Here is a 19,056-nt window from a genome sequence, read left to right on the forward strand (position 1 = left end):
TGTCGAGACCCTCGTCCAGCAGCTGACGCTCAAGTTCGGCCCGCTTCCCGAGACGCTGCTCACCACCGTACGTAACGCCCCCGCTGACCAGCTGCAGACCTGGACCGTCCGCGTTCTGACCGCCGACACCCTCGACCAGCTCTTCGGCTAGCCCCAATGCCGTGAAGTTTGGCGGGGGTGGTCTCTGTCAAGGTGCTGGGGCGAGGATGTCAACGCTGACGGTGGCTTTGTAGCTGGGTCCGTGAAGCCGGCCCTTGGCAGTGCTGGCGGCATAGTTGGAGATCGCGCGTTTGACGACACGGGGGCTGATACGCAGGCGCCGGTCGGGGAGCAGATCAGCCAGGACCGCGCGGCCGATAACGCCAACGAGGTCGACGGTCTCGCCGTCGATCACGCCGGCGGCCTTGATGACCTGGTCACGGGCGGTCTGCAGGGCGGTGGTGAAGCTGCCGCGGTCGGGGTCGAGGGCCGGGTCGCTCAGGGCGGCGTCGGCGATCGCGTCCGCGGATCCCGACCCGGCAGCCCTCGGCCGCAAGGCGGGACGCGATCGCCCGGCCGATGCCGCGGGAACCACCGGCGACGAACGCGACCTTACCGCTCAGATGAAGATCTACTAGAGGATGTCCGCCTGTCGATCATGTGCCGCTGAACCGGCGCCGGGGTTGGAAGGGGCCCGCTGCGTGCCGCGGACCGTGCGGGACAGGTTCGTCTGGCGCTCGTACAGGTCGCGGACGGCCGACAGCTCCTGGTAGGGGCGCAGCTCCCGAACGACCTCACCAGTGCGGCGAACGATCAGATCCACCGGGCGTTCGGTCGCGCAGATCTCCAGCGCCTCGACGGTCACGGCGCACGCCCCGTCCGGTTCCTTCTGTCGCACCGCGGCGAGCGCGAGGTCGACCCGGGCCAGGGCCCGCGCGACCGGCCAGTTCGCCGCCGCCGCGTCGTACAACGTCACCGCCTGCTGGGCGAAGGTTCGCGCCTTCTCGGACTTGGAGAGCGCTGTGTAGGCCGTGCCGGCGTAGAACGGCAGGTAGGGGTAGTCGAAGGAATCGATGCTCTCCGCGTTGCTTTAGAGGATCTTCGGGCGCGGCTGGGTGTTCGCCAGTCGAGTGATCAGAAACTGAGGTCCGTACGCCCCCCGGTGGGGCCTACCAGGACGGACGAGCCGGGTGGATGCCGGCCGGCCCTCCGTAGGATCGTGCGCTGTGGGAAAAAAGAGTGCGGAACGCAACGCGAGGCTCGACACGCTCCGGCGCGAACAGCGGCGCCAGGAGCGCCGACGTTCCTTTCTGATCTACGGAATCGGTGGCCTGGCCGCATTGACGCTACTGGCCGGCATCATCGTGTACGCGCTGCTGGACAACCGGGCGAAGGACCAGAGCCGCTCGGTCGGTTACGTCACCAGGGCGAGCACGGCCGCGACCGCGGCCGGATGCACCGGCGTCGTCAACGACGCCTCCCACGGCAGCACCCACGTCGCGGCCAACCAGACCGTCGACTACACCGTCGCGCCGCCGTCATCGGGTAACCACGATTCCAGCCCGCTGCCGGACGCCTACCGTTTTTACGAGCGCATTCCCAACCTGCGGATCGAGCGTGCCGTCCACAACCTGGAACACGGCTTCGTCATCGGCTGGTACGACGCGAAACTCCCCGACGACCAGGTGACCGCGCTGCGCGCCGCCGCGGAGTCCGCCGGTGACCGGTTCATCGCCGTCCCCTGGGAACGCGGCGAGTTCACCGAGAACAAGCACTTCGTACTGACCGCCTGGGACCGGACCCAGCGGTGCGCGGTCGTGTCCGAGGCGGCCATCAAGGAGTTCGTGGGGACCTATGCCAACCCCAGCCCGGCCGGTGCGGTGTGGGACTCCCCCACCGCACCCGAGTCCGGTGCGGCCGGTGGCCCGCTCGACCTGAGCCCGACCATCGCCGGCAGCGCGCGGCAGCCCACCGGACCGGGTCCCGGGACCACCGCGCCCAGCTCAGCAGGCACGCCTGCCTCAGCAGGCACGCCCACGCCAGCGGACACGGCCGCCGCGACGCGGTGACGCGGCGCTGACGCGGGCGCTGTTGTCGGGTCACCAGCGCTGAGCGGAACGCGACCGGGGTGCCGGGCTGGAGCGGGCGGGCGCCGCCTCACCGCGCTCACGCGCGGTCCGAACTGAAGCGGATGGTGCCCGCCCCCAGAACGGCACCGGGGAACACCCGGACGCCAGCCCGCAGCTCGTTGCCGGGCTCGATCCGCGCGCCGTCACCCACGATGACCCCGTCAAGTGACACCCGCGCGCCGATGACCGCGCCAGCGCCCACCACCGACCCGCGCACCACAGCACCCTCACCGATGACCGCTCCGTCGAAGAGCACCGCACCGTCCACCGTGGCGCCGGCACCGACCGTCGTGCCAGCGCCCACCACCGCGCCACCACTGATCTTGGCGTCCCCGGCGACGGAGGCACCCGGCAACAGCAGCTGATCACCGACCGGTCCCGGCAGCGCGGAGGAGGCGATCCGCCCCGTCACCAGGTCCCGCGACCCCTGGATGAACGCGTCCGGAGTGCCCAGATCGAGCCAGTAGGTGCTGTCGACATAACCGGCCACGAGAACGCCGGACGCCAGCAGTCCTGGAAAGGTCTCCCGCTCGACCGAGACCGGCCGGCCGGCCGGAATGCCGTCGATCACGGACCGCCGGAAGACGTAGCAGCCGGCATTGATCCGGTTGGTCGGCGGGTCGGGTGTCTTCTCCAGGAACTGGGTGACCCGGCCGTCGGCGTCGGTGGGGACCACGCCGAACGCGCGCGGGTCACCAACCTCGGTCAGGTGCAGGGTGACGGCCGCGTCGGTGTCCCGGTGACGGCGCACCAGCGCGACGATGTCCAGGCCGGACAGGATGTCGCCGTTGAAGACGACCACCGGCTCGCCCGGCGCGGCGCGCAGCCGCGACGCGACGTTACGGATCGCGCCGCCCGTTCCCAGCGGCTCGGCCTCGGTGACGTACTCCAGTTCCAGACCATGCGCGGAGCCGTCGCCGAAGTACTCTTCGAATACTTCGGCCCGGTACGCGGTGGCGAGGACAACGCGGGTGATCCCGGCATCGCGCGCGCGGGCGAGCATGTGGGCGGTCACCGGAACGCCGGCGACCGGAAGCATCGGTTTCGGTGCTGACATCGTCAGTGGGCGCAGGCGACTACCCTGTCCCCCGACCAGCATCACAGCGTCCATAGAGCGTGAGTGTCCCAGAGGCCCCGCGCCCCGACGCACGATGTTGGGGCACTGCGGTGACGTCGGGTCGCGGACACCCGCTCACCAGCCCGGACGGCCCGCCGGAATGCGCGGACGGGCCGCACTGGCGATGCTGAAGACGTGGTGCGCCAGTGGCCCGCCGACTATCGGGTCTCCTCCAGCAACGTCCGGCCGGGCGCCGAGACGGCCATGGCCGCGCTTGCCGACGGCAGAGAACCGGGCTTCGCCGCCGCCCGCACCGACGGCAGCGGTCCCGCCACGCTCACGGTGTGGCTCGCCTGGCACGGCGACGGGCCGCCCATAGCCGACGTCATACCGGTGCTGACCAACCTCGGCCTGCGCGCGACAACCCATCGCAGCCTGCCGAAGCAACCGGACCCGCTTGGCGGCACAGCCAGCCTCGACGAATACCACGTGCGCACCACACCGGAGCTCGCCGATGCCGCCATCAAGCAGATGGACGGCCTGCGCGGCATCCTGGCGGGCCTCGCGCGCGGGGACATCGACAGCGACGGCCTCGACGCGCTCGTCCTCACCGCTGGCCTCACCGCCCGGGAGGTGGCGTTGCTGCGGGCCATGTTCCGTTACCTGCGCCTCGCCGGGACGTCGTTGGGCACCCGCTACGCCCACCGGATCCTGACCGCCCACCCGTCCTACGCGCACGATCTCGTCGCGCTGTTCCATGCCCGGCTGGACCCGCTGCGGGCAAGCCCCGCGCACGGCAGCCGGCTGCACGCCCGGCTGGAGGCCGCGCTGGCGTGGGTGACCAGCATCAACGACGACACAGTCCTGCGCCGGCTGCGCGACCTCGTCCTCGCGGTTGTGCGGACGACGTTCTACCCACCGGCGGCGTCTCCCGGCTCCGGCCGCCGTCCCGAGCCCGAGGCACTCACGGTGGACGCGCCGGACACACTCGCCATCAAGATCATGTCAGCGGGGCTGCCCTGGCTGCCGCCGCCGGTCCCCGAGGCGGAGACCTTCGTCAGTTCCGGGCGGTTCGACGCGCTGCATCTTCGCGGGGCGCGGCTGGCCCGGGGCGGCATCCGGTGGTCCGACCGCCAGGAGGACCTGCGCACCGAGATTCTCGGCCTGATGAAGTCCCAGCGGGTCAAGAACGCCATCATCGTGCCGGACGGCGCCAAGGGCGGCTTCGTCCTGCGGCGTCCACCGGCGGACCCCCACGAGCTGGCCGCGCTGGCCAGGTCCTGTTACGCGGAGTTCATGCGGGCGCTGTTGGCGCTCGTGGACGACCGGGTCGGCGGTGTCACCGTCCGCAGGCCTGGCCTGGTCAGCCGGGACGAGCCGGACAGCTACCTGGTGGTCGCGGCGGACAAGGGCACCGCACGCTTCTCCGACCTCGCCAACGAGGTGGCGGCGTCGAGCGGCTACTGGCTCGGCGACGCCTTCGCCTCGGGTGGCCGCAGCGGGTACGACCACAAGGCGCTGGGCATCACCGCCCGGGGTGCCTGGGAATCCGTCCGCCGTCACTTCGCCGAGCTGGGCGTGGACGCCGACCGCGAACCGCTCACCGTCGTCGGCATCGGTGACATGTCCGGGGACGTCTTCGGTAACGGCATGCTCCTCTCCCGCTACATCCGGCTGGTCGCCGCGTTCGATCATCGACACATATTTCTGGACCCCGCCCCCGACCCGGCCCGCTCATTCACCGAGCGCGAACGCCTCGCGGCGCTGCCCGGGAGCAGCTGGGACGACTACGACCGGTCGGTGCTGTCGGCCGGCGGTGGCGTGTTCGCGCTGTCGGCCAAACAGATCGCGCTGACCGAACAGGTACGGGAGCTGCTGGGGGTCGGCGACGACGCGCTGCCCGCCGACGCCCTGGTCCGGGCGGTGTTGCGGGCACCGGTCGACCTGCTGTGGAACGGCGGTGTCGGCACCTGGGTCAAGGCAAGCACGCAGGAACACGGCGCGGTCGGGGACAAGGCCCGGGACGGGATGCGAGTCAACGCGACCGAGCTGCGCGCCCGGGTCGTGGCCGAGGGCGGGAACCTCGGCCTCACCGACGCCGCCCGGGTCGAGTTCACCATGCACGGCGGACGCTGCAACACCGACTTCGTGGACAACTCCGCCGGAGTGAACTGCTCCGATCGGGAGGTCAACATCAAGATTGGCCTTGACCTGGCCATCAACAAGGGAGCGATCGACCGGGCCGATCGCGAGCGGCTGCTGGTGTCGGCCACCGGTGACGTCACGCGAGCGGTCCTGACCGACTCCGCCCGCCAGGCCCTGGCGCTGAGCGCGGCCGAACGGCATGCCATGTCCATGGCGGACGGGCTGTCGCGGTTCATCAGCCATCTGGTGGAGACCGGCGAGATCGACCCGGATGTGGAGAGCCTGCCAGACGCCGAGGAGCTCGACGCCCGGCTTGCGGCGGGACGCACCTACACCCGACCGGAGATCGCCGTCCTGCACGCCTACGCCAAGCGGATGGTCGCCCGGTCGCTGCTGGCGTCGAGCCTGCCCGACGAGCCGGTCGGCGGGCCCACCCTGGACACCTACCTGCCGGCGTCACTGCGGGAGCTGCTGCGGGAGCACTTCGGCCGGCACCCTCTGCGGCGGGAGATCATAGCCTCCCAGCTCGCCAACTCGGTCATCGACCGGGTCGGCGCAGGCTTCCTCCACCGGCTGCGTGAACTGACCGGCGCGGACACCGTCCAGGGCACCCGGGCCTTCGTCATCACCCGGGAGCTGCTCGGCCTGACCGACATCTGGGCGGCCATGGACACCCACTGCCTCGGAGACGGCGGCAGCCGGGCACGCCCGGCCGTGGGCTCCACCGATCCCACCGCCGAGGCGCTGCTGCACTGCCACTTCGTCCAGGAGGAATCCGCGCTGTGGCTGCTGCGGGCCCGCCGGTCGCCGCTGGACATCGCGGCGGAGATCACCCGATACGCCGACGGGATGCGGGAGGTGACGGCGGCCCTGCCATCGGTGCTCGCCACGGCCGGGTCCGATCAGGAGCTGGCCGGCATCCTGCGGCTGGCCGAACAGCTCTACGAGCGTGGCCTGCCCGCGCGCCTCGCCGAGCGCGTCGCGTGGCTCGACGCGATGAGCCCGGCGCTCGACATCGTCGACATCGCCCTGCGCAACGACCTGGAACCAAGTGACGTGCTGCACGCCTACACGGCCATCGGGACACGGCTCGGCCTGGGACGCCTGGGCCTCGCGCACCTCATCGGCCGGGGCGCGCAGCTGCCGGGCCAGTCGTACTGGGAGCACATCGCCGCGGCGACCCTGCGGGCGGACGTCGCCCGTGCCCGGTCGGCGCTGACCGAGGCGGCCATGGCCACGCCCGAGTTCGACCTGGACGCGGCCATCGACAGAATCGCGACCGGGGCACGGGCCGACCGGGTCCGCGCCGTCGTCGACGATGTGGCCGCGGCGCCGCGTCTGTCCAGCGCCATGATCTCCGTCGTGGCCGGCCGGCTGAGCGAGCTGATCCCGCGACAGTGATCCACAGCACGGCGGCCTGTCAGCGTCCCCCTGCCAGTCCCCAGCGGACGGCGGCCCGCCCGATCCTCGCGGTCGTTCTCGGCCGCGCTCTCAGCCGTCCGCGCTCTCAGTGGCCCGCGCTGGGGCGGCGGCTGGCCGGCAGCTCGGCAGCGGACCGGGTCACCCGGGCTCCCGCGCTGTCGTCCGCGAGCGCGAGCGCGAGGAGCAGCCGCAGCCCCAGGCCCACCCCGATAGCGAGCCGCAACGGCAGGTAACGCCGCGACGGGTACTGCCGGGACAGGTAGCGGAGCATGCTGCGATGATGCGCGATCACCATCCGTCGCGAGGTGCGCTTCGTGGAATGACCGCCCAGATGCTCGACGACGGCGGTGGGGACGTAGACCAGCTGCCAGCCGAGCAGGCCGAGGCGGCGGCCCAGATCCACATCCTCCATGAACATGAAGTACGCCTCGTCGAAGCCGTCGACCGCCTCGAACGCCTGCCGCCGCAGCAGCTGGCACGACCCCGACAGCCAGCCGGCGGTCGTCTCGACCGGGGTGGCCCGGTCCCGGCGGTAGGCCGTCGTCCACGGGTTCGCCGGCCAGCACCAGCCGAGCAGGGCGTGGCCGATCCCGCGCCCCAGCGAGGGAAGCTCGCGGGCGGACGGGTAGAGCACACCTCCCGGGTTCGTGATCGCCGGACCGAAGGCCCCCGCTCCCGGCCAGCGGCCCGACGCGTCCAGAAGCTCATCGAGCGATCCAGGCGTGAACGCGATGTCGGCGTTGGCCACCACCAGCCACGGCGCACCGGCACCGGCCGCACCCCGGTTGGCCGCGCTGCCGTACCCGAGGTTGCTCCCAGCGCGCACCAGCCGGACCTCGCCGCGCTCGGCCACCCTGGCCGTGCCCTCATCCAGCACCGGCGAGTTGTCCACGACAACCACCTCGTAGGACCTTGCCGTGGCCTTGGTCAGGGAGTCCATGAACGGACCGAGCACCTCACCGGAGTGGTAGCCCACGACCACGACACGAATCTCCGGTTCGGTGGCGGCAGGCTCCGGCCGCTCGCCCCGCTGATCGTGTGAACGTGCCGAAGCTACCGCGTCCCGCACGTTCACCAGCCCGCCTTCATCATCCCCGCCCGCCCACCCTGTGTATGTGAGAACGTTCCGCTCGGGCCAGGATGCCATCGGCGTTCCCGGGCCAGGCATCGGGGTCGGGCATCGGGGCAGGCTGTGCGGGCCCTGGCCCGCCGGCTGGCCAGGGCCGTCTGGTCAGGTGTCAGCGGCTGCCCGCGCGTAGCTCGCCAGATGCGTCTCGGCACTCGCCGCCCAGGTGAACTCCCTGGCGCGGGCGAGCCCGGCCCGCGCCAGCGCCCCGCGCCGCTGGGCGTCGTCGAGCAACGCGCCCATCTCGTGGGCGATCGAGTCGATGTCCGGCTGCGTGTAGGCGACCGCGTCGCCGCCCACCTCGGGCAGGGAGAGCCGCGGAGTCGTCAGTACCGGCGCGCCGCAGGCCATGGCCTCCAGCACGGGCAGCCCGAAACCCTCCCCATGGGACGGGTAGGCGACCAGCAACGCCCCGCCCAGGTAGCCGGGGAGGTCGGAGAAACGCAGGTAGCCCGGCCGGATGACCTTCAGGTGGGACGGCACCGAAGCGACCGCGGCATCCACGTCGTCGTCCCAGCCCGAGCCGCCGGCAAGCACCAGCGCGGGCGCGTCCGCACGCCCGTGGACAGCCTCGGCCCAGCCGCGGATCAGGTTCGGCACGTTCTTGCGGGGCTCGAGCATGCCGAGGAAAGCGACATACCGGCTGTCAGCCAGGCCGAGCCGGAGGCGGACGCGGCGCTTGTCCTCCTCCGTGGGCGGATGGAAGGTCGATGTGTCCACACCGTGGTAGGCGACGTCCGTCGCCGTCGAGTCACTGTCCAGGACCCGGATGAGCTCGTCCCGGGTGGCCTTGGACGGAACGATGATTCTCTTGGCCTTGCGGACGGCCGTGCGCATCGCCGAGCGGAAGAATGTCCCCTTCACGGCGGTGTGCATCTCCGCCTCCGTGAAGAAGGTGACGTCATGGATGGTCACGCACACGGGCTGGGAAGTACGCAGTGGCATAGTGTAATGCGGCGAATGGATGACCTGCGCCCCCACCTGGTGGGCGACCAGCGGCAGGCCGGTCTGCTCCCAGGCGAGGCGGGCCGGCCGGTGGGCGATCGCTGCCGGCCCCGGCACCACGTCCGTGTGCGGGGCCAACCGGCCGTACCGTTCATAGTCGGACCGTTGGCAGACGAGAGCCAGGTCGGCGCCTGCCGCGTCCAGGGCAGCCACCAGCCCGTCGACATAGCGACCGACGCCGCCGCGATCGGCTGGAACCGCGGTTGCGTCGACGAGCACCCGGGGAGACACGGCGCTCCTTCCGACTGGCGGCATGTTTCTCACCGCTAGCTCCCTCAGGGCCTCCAGCCGCACGAAAGATCACGCCCGCACGGTCTTTGGCCTACTAGGTTCCTTAGGGCCACCGACAACGCTGGAAGATCCACGATTGCGCCATCTTCGGCCCGCTGGCAAGACTACGCCGGCCCCCGATCCTTGGTGGTCAAGGCCCGGGAGTCGGTAAGTTGACGGTAGAGGGACCAGACGGTCTCTGCCGCCCCATTCCAACTAAAAGCGGCTGCTCTCGCCCGTCCGGCCACAGCCAGCCCACGCCGCAGGCCGTCGTCCGCGACCACGGCGGCGGCCGCTTGGGCGAGCGCCGCCGGGTCCGCCACCGGCACGGTGACCACGGCGTCCCCACCGATCTCCGCGAAGGCGGGTATGTCGGAGACGACCGCGGGGACGCCATGGGCCATCGCCTCGAGGACCGGCAGCCCGAACCCCTCCGACCGGCTGGGCGCGAGCAGCGCCGTGGCCCGCGACAGGACGACGGCGAGGTCGGGGTCGTCAAGGCGCCCAAGCGGGTGCACCCGGCCGCTGTCGAGGCCCGCCCGCTCAGCTTCGGCCCGCAGGTCCAGCCCGCCCCAGCCCGGTGAACCGACGTGTACCAGCGGCAGGCCGGGCGCGGTGGGCTCGGCCAGCGCGGCCAGCGCGGTGTCCAGGCCCTTGCGCGGCTCGAGGGTGGCCAGGGTGAGCAGATACCCGCCGGTGGGCAGGCCGAGCCGGGCCGCGCGAGCGTCCGCGTCCGCCGGGACGGTCCTGACCGCGTCGGCCACCCCCTCGCCGATGACGTGCAGCCGGTCGTCCGGGATCGCCAGATGTAGCTGGAGGTCGGCGGCGACGGCCCTGGTCGGCACGATCACGGCGTCGGCCCGGCGGGCCGCGCGCTCACCCATCTGCCGGTGCCACCGCGCCCCGTGCGGGGTCAGGGTGTGCGGATGGGTCCACGGCACCGCGTCGTGGATCGTGACCACGAGCCCCACCCCGTCCCGCCGGGGCGGGACGAGCAGCGTCGGGGCGTGCACCACGCCCACGCCGCTCGGTGCCGGCCCGTGGCCGCGCGGCCAGGCGGCGGCAAGCCCCCGCCGGGGCAGCGGTAACCGGATGGGACCGACCACACCCGGCACGGCCGCGCCGTCCGCTTCGAGGCTGCCCCGCCAGGCGCACCAGCTGATGACCACGTCACCCGGCCGCGCTGTCCGGGCGAGCGCGGCGGCGAGTTCCGCCGAGTACCGCCCGGTCCCACCCGGCACCGGTGCCAGCATCTGTTCAACAAGGAATCCGATCCGCACGGAACAGCATCCTTGCGCAGTGATCGCCGGCGTCAACCGGTATGGGTCCCGGCCAGGGCGCGGAGCCGGCGTCCGGGCGCCGTCGCGGCGATGCGACGGGCCGTGGGCAGCCCGGCGGCGCTCCCGGCCGGGCACCCGCCCGGACCAACCGGAGGATCAACCGAAAAAGCTCCTGTCATGGCGTGGTCAGCGCGGCGACCGGAGTGAGGCGGGCGGCGCGGATGGCGGGATAGAGACCCGCGACCGCGCCGACCGGCAGCGTGACAAGCACGCCACCCAGCCAGGCGGCCAGCGGAATGACCACCGGCCAGTGCTGCGTCAGCGCGTACCCGCCGGTGGCGAGCACACCCATGATCACACCACCGACGCCGCCGAGGCCGGCCAACAGCAGCGATTCCATGAGGAACTGCAGGCGGATCTGTCCCCGGGTGGCACCGAGGGCCCGACGCAGGCCGATCTCACCACGCCGCTCCAGGACGGAAATGACCATGGTGTTGGCCACGCCGACCCCGCCGACCACGAGGGCTACCGCGCCGAGCCCGAGGAGGAGACCGTCGAGCGTGCGGTGGGTGACGCGCTGGGCGGCAAGCGCCTCGGAGGGACGGGAGACCCGGACCTCGTACGGGCTTTGCGGGTTCACGGTGGCTGGCAGCACCGAACGGACAGCCTCCACCTCGGGCGCCGCCGATCGGGTGTAGAGCGTCGTGGGGTGGCCGTTGAAGCCGAGAGCCGTCTGCGCGGCGGTCCATCCAACCAGGGCCGCGTTGTCCAGTTCGGGGGCGAGCGGGACGGGCGCGAGCACGCCGGCCAGGCCGAACCACTGGCCGCCCAGCCAGACCCGGGTGCCGGGCAGGTGGACCTGGAGTTCCCGCGCGGCTCGGGCGCCGAGGACGACAGCGGGGAGGATCGAGGTCGCGCGGCTGAACCAGCGCCCCTCGGCGACACCGCCGCCGACTGTGCCCAGCAGTCCCGGCTGGGCGGCCAGCACCGCGATGGCGCCGGTGTCGCCCACGTCGATGTGGTCGTTGCGGTAGACCGAGGCGTTGATCCGCCCGGTCGCCGACACCGAATACACCGGGGCTATCCGGGCCGTCATCCGCACCGACTCGGCCGGCAGCTCGGCTCCTTCCCCCAGCACGGTCTGGCCGGGCACGACGGTGAGCAGGTTGGTGCCGAGCTGGTCCAGCCGACGGTCCAGATCAGCGCGGCTGGACGACGAGACGCCGAGGACCGCGACCAGCGCCGCGATCCCGAGCGAGATGCCCAGGGTCGCGAGCCCCACCCGCAGCGGGCGGGAACGCAGGCCGGCGGAACCGGCCCGGAGCGTGTCGGCCAGGCCGAGGCGGGTGGCGGCGGGCAGGGCGCCGGCCATCAGACCACCTGCCCGTCACGAAGGCGCACCTGGCGTGGCAGCCGGTCAGCGATCTCCCGGTCGTGGGTGATGACCACGACGGTGGTGCCGGCCGTGTGAAGTTCATACAGGATGTCCAGCACAGCGGCGCCTGAGCCGGTGTCCAGGTTGCCGGTCGGCTCGTCCGTCAGCAGCAGCGCGGGGGCACCGACCACAGCGCGGGCGATAGCGACCCGCTGCCGCTCACCGCCGGAGAGCTCGTGCGGCCGGTGCCGGAGCCGGTGGCCGAGCCCGACGCGGTCCAGCGCCGTCTCGGCACGCCGACGACGCTCGCGGATCGGGACGCCGGCGTAGAGCAGCCCGTCCGCCACGTTGTCCAGGCACGGCACACCGTCGGCGAGGTGGAAGTTCTGGAAGACGAAGCCGATGCGGCGCGCCCGCAGTGCGGACAGCCGGCGGTCGGGCAGGGCCGCCACATCGTGTCCGTCCAGGTACACGCTGCCGCTGGACGGCCGGTCGAGGGTACCCATGATGTGGAGCATCGTCGACTTCCCGGAACCGGACCGGCCGACGACGGCCACCATCTCCCCGCTGTGAATAGTCAGATCGACGTTGCGGAGCGCGGCGACCCCGCCCGGGTACATCTTGGACACATCGCGCATCCGGACCACCGCGGCCGGGTTCACGCCGCTACCTTCACCGTCATACCGGCGTCGATGCCAGCGCCGCTGACCTCCACCTGGCCGTCCGCGAACAGCCCGGTCCGCACCGGCAGCACCCGGCTGTGGCCGCCGTCGACGATCTCCAGGGCATACCCTCCCTCGATCGGCGCAAGCACCGCGATGACCGGTACCGTCAGCACGTTCTCCCGCCGCTCCAGCACACGCCGCACCTTCACCGGCGCCCGGTCCAGCCCGTTGAGCGCGTCCTGGTTCGCGATGGTGACAGTGACCGCCACGGTGGCCTGCTGGGCACCGCCGCCGGCCGGGGCGTTCACATCGTCGCCGCTGGGCTGGGTGCTCACCTGCGTGCTGATGTCCGCCACCACGCCGGGTACGGCAGCCCCGGCCGGCGGCACGATGTCCACGGTGGCGCCCTTGACCGCCCACGCCGTGTTCTGCGCCGGGACCTGGGCGGTCACCACCTTGGTCGTGCCGGTGTAGGTGAGCAGCTGGCCGGTCGAGGCCGCGCCGAGCCGGGCCACCCGGCTGGCGACCCGGACCGGTCCGGGCAGGTAGATGACCGCGGCGACGTCCACCGTGCCGGTCTGCGGCCGGCCCAGGTCCCGCTGCCAGCGCTTGACCGCGGCCGCGGTCTCGGCGGTGTACCGCTGGTCGACGGTGAAGCCGGTGTACCCGAGTGCCTGTAGGTTGGTCTCGAACTGCCTGACATCGTTGCCGACCGTGTCGAGCGCGAGCGGGCGGTACATGGGCAGGTCGCCGATGAGCAGCACGACCGGCTGCTCATCGGCGCGCAGCAGGGCATGGCCCCGGTCCACCGTGTCACCGACGTTGGGCAGCCAGGTGAGCGTGCCGGCCGCCTTGGACTCAATCGGCTGGGCCGGGCCGTAGCTGAGTGTCCCGTCCATGAAGGCGGTCCGCGCCAGCGTCGTCCGGGTGATCTCGGCGGTGACCGCCGGTGGCGGTGAGCTGGCCGGGGATGCTGCCGAGGGACGCCGCGCGACGTGCACGGCCACCGCGCCGGCGGTGAGGACGAGCGCGGCCACCACCGCGCCGGTACCAAGGCCGGTGCTTCTCTTCATCGGGCCGCACCATCCCCGCGGGCGGCTGGCCCCACCTGCTGCTGGCAGGTCCGCAGGGCCGACGCCAGGCTCGGGTCGTCCTTGAGCCGGGCAGCCAGCTGATCACCGATGCGCAGGTCGCCGGTCACCGGATCGGGGTCCGGATATTCCGGCACGCCGTGTCCGCGCAGACACTCCGCAAGCCTGCGCCGGGCCTGGACCATCGCCTGATCGGGCCTTGGCGCGTCGACAGCCGCCGGCAGGTACGGGCGGCACCTCTCCTGGCCGGTGGCGAGTACGTCGATGTTCGTACGTTCCTTGTCGATCTGCGGCATGCCCTCGACGTTCAGCTGGTCGAGCAGGGTGACACCGTTGCCCAGCAGGCAGTCGCGGTACCGCCTGAGCTGAGCGCCGCGGTCGGCACTGGCCTGGGTGGCCGGCGGCGAACCGGTCGAGACGGACACCACGCGCGGTGTGCCATCCCCGTCAGCGCAGCCGGCCAGAAAGGCCACGGCCGCCAGTACGACCGCGGCCACCGGGGCGATCAGCGGACTGCGACACCGGCCCCCGGCCGGACTTTTCGTGTTCGTCATGGCAGGGATTGAACACGGACGGCTATAAAATTACCGTCAGCGATGATGCTTACCCAGTTCTTATACGGATTCGTTCACCATCTCCGCAGGGCCGCGGACCGGTCGAGGGGAGAGCTCTTATGCGGGTGCTGGTCGCCGAGGACGAGGAGCTGCTGGCCGGCGCCATCGCCGAGGGCCTCCGCCGGGAGGCGATCGCGGTCGACGTCGTCTACGACGGCGCCGAGGCGCTGGCATGGCTGGAGATCAACGACTACGACGTCCTGGTGCTCGACCGGGACCTACCGATCGTGCACGGCGACGACGTGTGCCGCAGCCTCGTCGGGTCGGCCGCGGCCACCCGGGTGCTGATGCTCACCGCGTCCGGCGAGGTGAGTGACCGGGTCGCCGGCCTGTCCCTCGGCGCCGACGACTACCTGCCGAAACCGTTCGCCTTCCCGGAGTTCGTCGCCCGGGTGCGTGCCCTGGCCCGGCGGGCGCGGCCCGCCGCGCCCCCGGTGCTGCGCCGGGCAGGGGTCGAACTTGACCCGGCGCGCTGGCAGGTGACCCGGGACGGTCGCTTCATCGCCCTGTCCCGCAAGGAGTTCGGGGTGCTCCAGGAGCTTCTCCTCGCCGACGGGGCAGTGGTGAGCGTCGAGCGGCTCCTGGCGAAGGCCTGGGACGAGAACATCGATCCGCTGACCAACGTCGTCCGGGTGACGGTGATGACGCTACGGCGCAAGCTCGGCGAGCCGCCGCTGGTGGAGACCGTCGCCGGAGTGGGGTACCGGCTGCCATGACCAGACTGTCTGTCCGCACCCGGCTGGCCCTGCTCATCGGCTGCCTGGGACTGGTCGTGGGCGGGGTGACGCTGCTCGTCGCCTACCTGGCGGTCGACCACGCCATCGCGCGGCAGCCGATCGATATCCCCGCCGCGGTGGAGACGATGCCGAGCCCCGAGGAGGCCCCGCAGTTCAAGGCCCAGCTGCTGGCCACGGGGCAGGACATCCGGGAACGGCTGCGCGCGCAGACCCTGGGCCCATTGGTGGATCACGGGCTGGTCCTGGCGGCCGGGCTGGCCGCCGCCAGCCTGGCCGCCGGCTGGTTCGTCGGGGGGGTGACGCTGCGTCCGTTACGTCAGATCACCGCCACCGCACGCCGGATCGCGGATCGTAGCCTGCACGAGCGGGTCGCGTTAACCGGTGCCCGGGACGAGTGGTGGGAGCTGGGTTCCGCGATCAACGCCATGCTGTCCCGGCTCGACGCGGCCTTCGCGGCCCAACGGCAGTTCGTCGGCAACGCCTCGCACGAACTCAAGACGCCGTTGGCGATCAATCAGACCCTGCTCGAGGTGGCGATGGGCCGCTCCGACGCCCCGCCCGAGCTGATCCGTCTCGGCGAGATCATGCTGGAGGTGAACGCCCGGCACGAACGGCTGGTGGACGGGCTGCTGGCCCTGGCTCGGGCCGAGCACGGCATCACGGACCCGCGGCCGGTTGACCTCGCCGAGGTCGTCGGGGGCGTGCTCACCCTGCTGCGGCCGGATGCCGATCGGCTGCGGCTGCGGGTCACCGCCGAGGCCAGCCCAGTCGTCGTCGACGGCGACCGCGTCCTGCTTGACCGGCTTGTGCAGAACCTGCTGCAGAACGCCATCCGGCACAACGTCGCCAGCGGCTGGTTACGGCTCGCCGCCGGCCCTGTCGACGGCGACGCCCGGCTCACCGTGGTCAACAGCGGCCCGGTCATCGCTCCGGCGAACGTGCCCGAGCTGTTCGAGCCGTTCCAGCGTGCGGCGAACCGCGTGCACTCGGCTCGGGGCACCGGCCTGGGGCTGTCAATTGTGCGATCGGTCGCGCAGGCCCACGGCGGCACGGTGAACGCCGTCGCCCGCAACGAAGGCGGCCTGGAAGTGGTGGTGACGATCCCCCGCAGCCGACAACAATCAGACAGCAATGATCAAATGGATTTGATAACAGATCAACTATAGCGAGTCAAGACACGAAACCTCGTGACTACTCCCGCTCTCTACCTTAATGAAGGATTAACCGTGTCAACCGGCCCCTTCGTAAGGGAGAGCAACGAACATGGCAACGAGCATCAAGCGAGGGCTCATCATCGCGCTGGCGGCGATCGCCGCCTGCCTCGGCGTCGGGCTGGGGGTGGCTAGCCCGGCCAGCGCGACTGGCAAGAACGGGGCGCTGGAGGCTGGCGAACTCGGCCTCTACTATTTCACGGGCCAGTCAGGGTACCTGTTTGACCTGTACCTGTCCGACCCGGACTTCAGCAACGACGTGTTCCCCGGAACCAGCATCAGCGCCAACAACAACACCGAGTCCTGGCGGAACCTGGACACCTACTGGTGGCGTGTGTTCACCGGCGCGAACTACACCGGTTCAGGCCTTGACCTAGCTCCGTTCTCCGCCTACAACTTCCCGACGACGTTCTTCAACACGATTTCGTCAGCGTACTACTACACGCCCTGACCACCTGTTTCGGAGTGACCGCCGTTCCGCCCATTGATGCTGGGCGGAACGGCGGTCAGCGTAATGGTAGCGCCGCGACCGGCAGCGCACAGCCTGCCCGATCCACACCGTCGTTCTGGAGACGAATCTATGGCCTTGAAGCGCCGGTGCACCGGAGCCGGTACCGCGCTCGCCGCGCTGCTGGCGCTGGCCGGCTGCGCAGCCCCAGCAGCCAGCACCGAGCCAGCCGAACCAGCCATCGGCGCGGTGCCGCAGCTGCTGGAAAGCGTGGCGCTACGGCTGCCGGTGGAAGACTACCTGCCCAGCCGGGAACAGAACGAGCGCCTCACCAAAGCCAATCTGGCGCTGATCCAGCGGTGCATGAGCCGGTTCGGTATCACGTACGACGTCAAGCCGGTACCCAGGGGCGACTACGGCCCGATCAGCCTGACCGATCGGCGGTACGGCATCACGGACGCCCCGCTGGCCCGGACCGCCGGGTACGGGTTCGGTCCGCGAGACCCGGCGCTGCAGCCAGCACCGGACAGGCCGAGCATCGGAGCCGACGGCCAGACCGTGTTGTCCGGTCAAGGACGCTCGATAGTCAACGGGCTGGCCGTACCGGCGGGTGGGTGCGTCGGCGAGGCTGACCGGACCCTCAACACGTCCGTGCCGGCAGCCACCGACCTGCGCGAGGGCCAGACGACGCAGCTTCGCTCCTTCGAGGAGTCCAAGACGGACAGCCGGGTCAGAAAAGTTTTCACCGCCTGGTCAGCCTGCATGAGCGAGTCGGGGTACCACTACGCCGATCCGCTCGCCGCCGCCGGGGATCCTGCCTTCAAGGGGCCGCCGAGCCCCACTCAGATTTCCGTCGCGCTCGCGGACATCGCCTGTAAGGCCCGGACGAATGTGATCGGTGTGTGGTTCACCGTAGAATCGGCGTATCAACGGCGTGCTATCGCCGCGGATACCCGTGGTTTCGCCAATATTCGTGCCGCAATCGCCGCCCGTGACAGCGCGGCCGCGAAGGTAATCAGCCCGTAGGAAGCGTCCGGCGGCCCTGCCGGCCCGGTGGACGCAGCGGCGGGGATTTCCCGTGCCACCCAACCATCGGCATCCCCAGTGCCGCGGCTGTTGACGGCCGCGGCATTCTCCGGCCAATTCGGCTGACCGGCAGCTCTGGCACCAGCTGGCACCCTCCTGCTTCAGGCCCACGGACGCCTGCCGCATTTCCCGGCTACGGCGTGTTTCGGGAGCCGGCGTTCGACCATGCAGCCGAGTCCAGGTGGTTCCTGGCAAGGCCGCGGGCCACACGGAATACGGATGAGTCGTATCGGTGTGGCCGAGAACGCGGCCAGGGGCCGCCTGGGCGTGGCGAGCCGGACAGCCAGCTTTCGTAACACGCCCTCATACGCCTGACCAGCTACCGCGAGATCGCCCGCGGGCCGCGGCCCATCGCCGCGGGCAGCACCCGTATCCCACCCATGCTGGTGAATGTCCCGCCGCCTGTCCCGCCAGGACCCATCGACGGCGGAATCGAACTGGTGCCCGGTACCCGATCCCACCGTCAACCAGCTGCTGGCTGGTCTCTGGGCCAGTCGATCTGCAGGCCCAGCCGAACCAGTTCCGCGGTGTTGACAGCGCCGGTCTTCGCCCGCACCCGTCGCATGTATGTATCCACCGTCGAAACAGCGATGCCGAGTTTTCTACCGATTTGCGAGTAGGTGAGTCCGTGGGCGAAGTGCGCGAGCACATCCTTTTCCCGAGAGGACAGTTGCGCGAGCTCTGTCAAGTTCCGCCCCTTAGAGCGTGTTTGAGACCGGGCTTTCGATCAGTGAGCCGCGTCCAGGCGCCCCCTGGCAAGGCGGCAGGCCGAAGCGATACCGGATGAGTTGTATCGGTGTGGCCGACAACGCGGCCAGGGGGCGCCTGGACGCGGCGAGCCGGAATGACGATCTCAAACGCGCTCCTAAGAGCGACCGGCAATAAGAGAGTGGACCAAGGAATGGGATTGGGGTGCGTGCGTCGCGCGGCGGCGGCGGGAGTCACCCTGGCGTGCCGAAGGCCGGGATTCTCGCACCAACGACATTACGGTCATCTCGTTTATACCGCTTCATGCATAACCCTTTCGACTGGACGATCCGGACCGGCGGGAAAATCGATCACCGATCTCAACTCGCTGGCGTCGCTGCTTCTACCGGGTGAAACCACTGGAAAGCGGATCCACCGCTGCTTGCTTCGCGAGTGGCCGGCTTGGGCCGGAAGGTCCGTGCGACAGTTCATGGCCGGCCGATAATCCTGGCTCCGCGCCCCCAGCCGCCGCCCGGCCAGCTCCATCTACCGGCGGCTGTTTCTCGCATCATAACTGTACTTATACATGTTCATCATAGCTCGTGTTTGAGAAGCGGGATGCCGGTGCCCCTTGACCTGGAGCAGTGTTCCGAATCGTCTTCTCCTATCCGGTAAATCCCCAGCCGCCGCCGGGCGCGCCGCTTCCCCGGGACTTCGGGCCTGGCCTGG

General features: G+C 70.8%; 17 protein-coding genes and 1 pseudogene. 6 read left to right on the forward strand and 12 right to left on the reverse strand.

The window, feature by feature from the left end:
* Nucleotides 1–187: 187 nt before the first annotated feature.
* The 3 genes and pseudogenes from MJ785_RS11260 to MJ785_RS11270 all read right to left on the reverse strand — a co-directional run bounded on the left by MJ785_RS11260 (nt 188) and on the right by MJ785_RS11270 (nt 955).
* Nucleotides 188–535 carry a hypothetical protein gene (locus MJ785_RS11260; RefSeq protein ID WP_239373988.1) on the reverse strand — a complete coding sequence of 116 codons (348 nt, stop codon included), beginning with the start codon at nt 533–535 and terminating at the stop codon, nt 188–190.
* Nucleotides 536–539: 4 nt separating this feature from the next.
* Nucleotides 540–602, reverse strand: a pseudogene (locus MJ785_RS22260) (hypothetical protein); the annotation flags it as partial.
* 11 nt (nt 603–613) lie between these two features.
* The gene (locus tag MJ785_RS11270; protein ID WP_239345935.1) at nt 614–955 is read right to left on the reverse strand and encodes a hypothetical protein; all 342 of its coding nucleotides are present in this window, start codon (nt 953–955) and stop codon (nt 614–616) included.
* Between the two features lie 250 nt (nt 956–1,205).
* On the opposite strand from MJ785_RS11270, the gene MJ785_RS11275 reads away from it, so the two are divergent.
* Nucleotides 1,206–2,048: a DUF3105 domain-containing protein gene (locus MJ785_RS11275; protein ID WP_239312075.1), complete on the forward strand. Its 843-nt coding sequence runs from the start codon at nt 1,206–1,208 to the stop codon at nt 2,046–2,048.
* Between the two features lie 97 nt (nt 2,049–2,145).
* Here MJ785_RS11275 and MJ785_RS11280 read toward each other — a convergent pair whose 3' ends face one another.
* The gene (locus MJ785_RS11280; protein WP_239380707.1) at nt 2,146–3,219 is read right to left on the reverse strand and encodes a sugar phosphate nucleotidyltransferase; all 1,074 of its coding nucleotides are present in this window, start codon (nt 3,217–3,219) and stop codon (nt 2,146–2,148) included.
* 144 nt (nt 3,220–3,363) lie between these two features.
* Here MJ785_RS11280 and MJ785_RS11285 point away from each other — a divergent pair, with 144 nt between their 5' ends.
* Nucleotides 3,364–6,711, forward strand: coding sequence for an NAD-glutamate dehydrogenase domain-containing protein (locus MJ785_RS11285; protein ID WP_239380708.1), 3,348 nt, complete (start codon nt 3,364–3,366; stop codon nt 6,709–6,711).
* Nucleotides 6,712–6,817: 106 nt separating this feature from the next.
* Here the strand turns inward: MJ785_RS11285 and MJ785_RS11290 are convergent, their stop codons facing one another.
* The 7 genes from MJ785_RS11290 to MJ785_RS11320 all read right to left on the reverse strand — a co-directional run bounded on the left by MJ785_RS11290 (nt 6,818) and on the right by MJ785_RS11320 (nt 14,041).
* Nucleotides 6,818–7,723: a glycosyltransferase family 2 protein gene (locus MJ785_RS11290; RefSeq protein WP_239374018.1), complete on the reverse strand. Its 906-nt coding sequence runs from the start codon at nt 7,721–7,723 to the stop codon at nt 6,818–6,820.
* Nucleotides 7,724–7,963: 240 nt separating this feature from the next.
* Entirely contained in the window at nt 7,964–9,094 is a 1,131-nt protein-coding gene (locus MJ785_RS11295) for a glycosyltransferase family 1 protein (RefSeq protein WP_239312062.1), read from the reverse strand.
* Nucleotides 9,095–9,258: 164 nt separating this feature from the next.
* Nucleotides 9,259–10,413 carry a glycosyltransferase family 1 protein gene (locus MJ785_RS11300; protein ID WP_239380710.1) on the reverse strand — a complete coding sequence of 385 codons (1,155 nt, stop codon included), beginning with the start codon at nt 10,411–10,413 and terminating at the stop codon, nt 9,259–9,261.
* A gap of 175 nt (nt 10,414–10,588) precedes the next feature.
* Nucleotides 10,589–11,785, reverse strand: a complete 1,197-nt coding sequence (locus MJ785_RS11305) for an ABC transporter permease (protein WP_239380719.1) — start codon at nt 11,783–11,785, stop codon at nt 10,589–10,591.
* Nucleotides 11,785–12,426 (reverse strand): ABC transporter ATP-binding protein, encoded by a 642-nt coding sequence (locus tag MJ785_RS11310; protein WP_255720375.1) that lies wholly within the window; start codon nt 12,424–12,426, stop codon nt 11,785–11,787. The genes MJ785_RS11305 and MJ785_RS11310 overlap by 1 nt, the downstream gene beginning before the upstream one ends.
* A 20-nt stretch (nt 12,427–12,446) precedes the next feature.
* Complete coding sequence (locus MJ785_RS11315) at nt 12,447–13,526, reverse strand: peptidoglycan-binding protein (protein ID WP_239313284.1); 1,080 nt, start codon at nt 13,524–13,526, stop codon at nt 12,447–12,449.
* The gene (locus MJ785_RS11320) at nt 13,523–14,041 is read right to left on the reverse strand and encodes a hypothetical protein (RefSeq protein ID WP_239313282.1); all 519 of its coding nucleotides are present in this window, start codon (nt 14,039–14,041) and stop codon (nt 13,523–13,525) included. The genes MJ785_RS11315 and MJ785_RS11320 overlap by 4 nt, the downstream gene beginning before the upstream one ends.
* A 176-nt stretch (nt 14,042–14,217) precedes the next feature.
* On the opposite strand from MJ785_RS11320, the gene MJ785_RS11325 reads away from it, so the two are divergent.
* The 4 genes from MJ785_RS11325 to MJ785_RS11340 all read left to right on the forward strand — a co-directional run bounded on the left by MJ785_RS11325 (nt 14,218) and on the right by MJ785_RS11340 (nt 17,580).
* On the forward strand, nt 14,218–14,874 hold the full coding sequence (locus MJ785_RS11325) for a response regulator transcription factor (RefSeq protein ID WP_239313280.1): 657 nt from the start codon (nt 14,218–14,220) through the stop codon (nt 14,872–14,874).
* A complete protein-coding gene (locus MJ785_RS11330) occupies nt 14,871–16,061 on the forward strand; it encodes a HAMP domain-containing sensor histidine kinase (protein ID WP_239313278.1) in 1,191 nt (396 codons plus the stop codon). Before MJ785_RS11325 ends, MJ785_RS11330 begins: the two co-directional genes overlap by 4 nt.
* 97 nt (nt 16,062–16,158) lie before the next feature.
* The gene (locus tag MJ785_RS11335) at nt 16,159–16,557 is read left to right on the forward strand and encodes a peptidase inhibitor family I36 protein (protein WP_239313275.1); all 399 of its coding nucleotides are present in this window, start codon (nt 16,159–16,161) and stop codon (nt 16,555–16,557) included.
* A gap of 129 nt (nt 16,558–16,686) precedes the next feature.
* Nucleotides 16,687–17,580 carry a hypothetical protein gene (locus MJ785_RS11340; RefSeq protein WP_239345921.1) on the forward strand — a complete coding sequence of 298 codons (894 nt, stop codon included), beginning with the start codon at nt 16,687–16,689 and terminating at the stop codon, nt 17,578–17,580.
* Between the two features lie 523 nt (nt 17,581–18,103).
* Here MJ785_RS11340 and MJ785_RS11345 read toward each other — a convergent pair.
* A complete protein-coding gene (locus tag MJ785_RS11345) occupies nt 18,104–18,328 on the reverse strand; it encodes a response regulator transcription factor (protein WP_239313536.1) in 225 nt (74 codons plus the stop codon).
* Nucleotides 18,329–19,056: the final 728 nt, after the last annotated feature.

The sequence above is a fragment of the Protofrankia sp. CiT1 genome (assembly GCF_917627335.1).
GTDB lineage: Bacteria > Actinomycetota > Actinomycetes > Frankiales > Frankiaceae > Protofrankia.

Bases quoted from the DNA above. Each gene is read 5' to 3' on its own strand.
- MJ785_RS11280 (WP_239380707.1), bottom strand. From the start codon at position 3,219: ATGGACGCTGTGATGCTGGTCGGGGGACAGGGTAGTCGCCTGCGCCCA.
- MJ785_RS11305 (WP_239380719.1), bottom strand. From the start codon at position 11,785: ATGGCCGGCGCCCTGCCCGCCGCCACCCGCCTCGGCCTGGCCGACACG.
- MJ785_RS11310 (WP_255720375.1), bottom strand. From the start codon at position 12,426: ATGCGCGATGTGTCCAAGATGTACCCGGGCGGGGTCGCCGCGCTCCGC.
- MJ785_RS11315 (WP_239313284.1), bottom strand. From the start codon at position 13,526: ATGAAGAGAAGCACCGGCCTTGGTACCGGCGCGGTGGTGGCCGCGCTC.
- MJ785_RS11325 (WP_239313280.1), top strand. From the start codon at position 14,218: ATGCGGGTGCTGGTCGCCGAGGACGAGGAGCTGCTGGCCGGCGCCATC.
- MJ785_RS11330 (WP_239313278.1), top strand. From the start codon at position 14,871: ATGACCAGACTGTCTGTCCGCACCCGGCTGGCCCTGCTCATCGGCTGC.
- MJ785_RS11335 (WP_239313275.1), top strand. From the start codon at position 16,159: ATGGCAACGAGCATCAAGCGAGGGCTCATCATCGCGCTGGCGGCGATC.
- MJ785_RS11340 (WP_239345921.1), top strand. From the start codon at position 16,687: ATGGCCTTGAAGCGCCGGTGCACCGGAGCCGGTACCGCGCTCGCCGCG.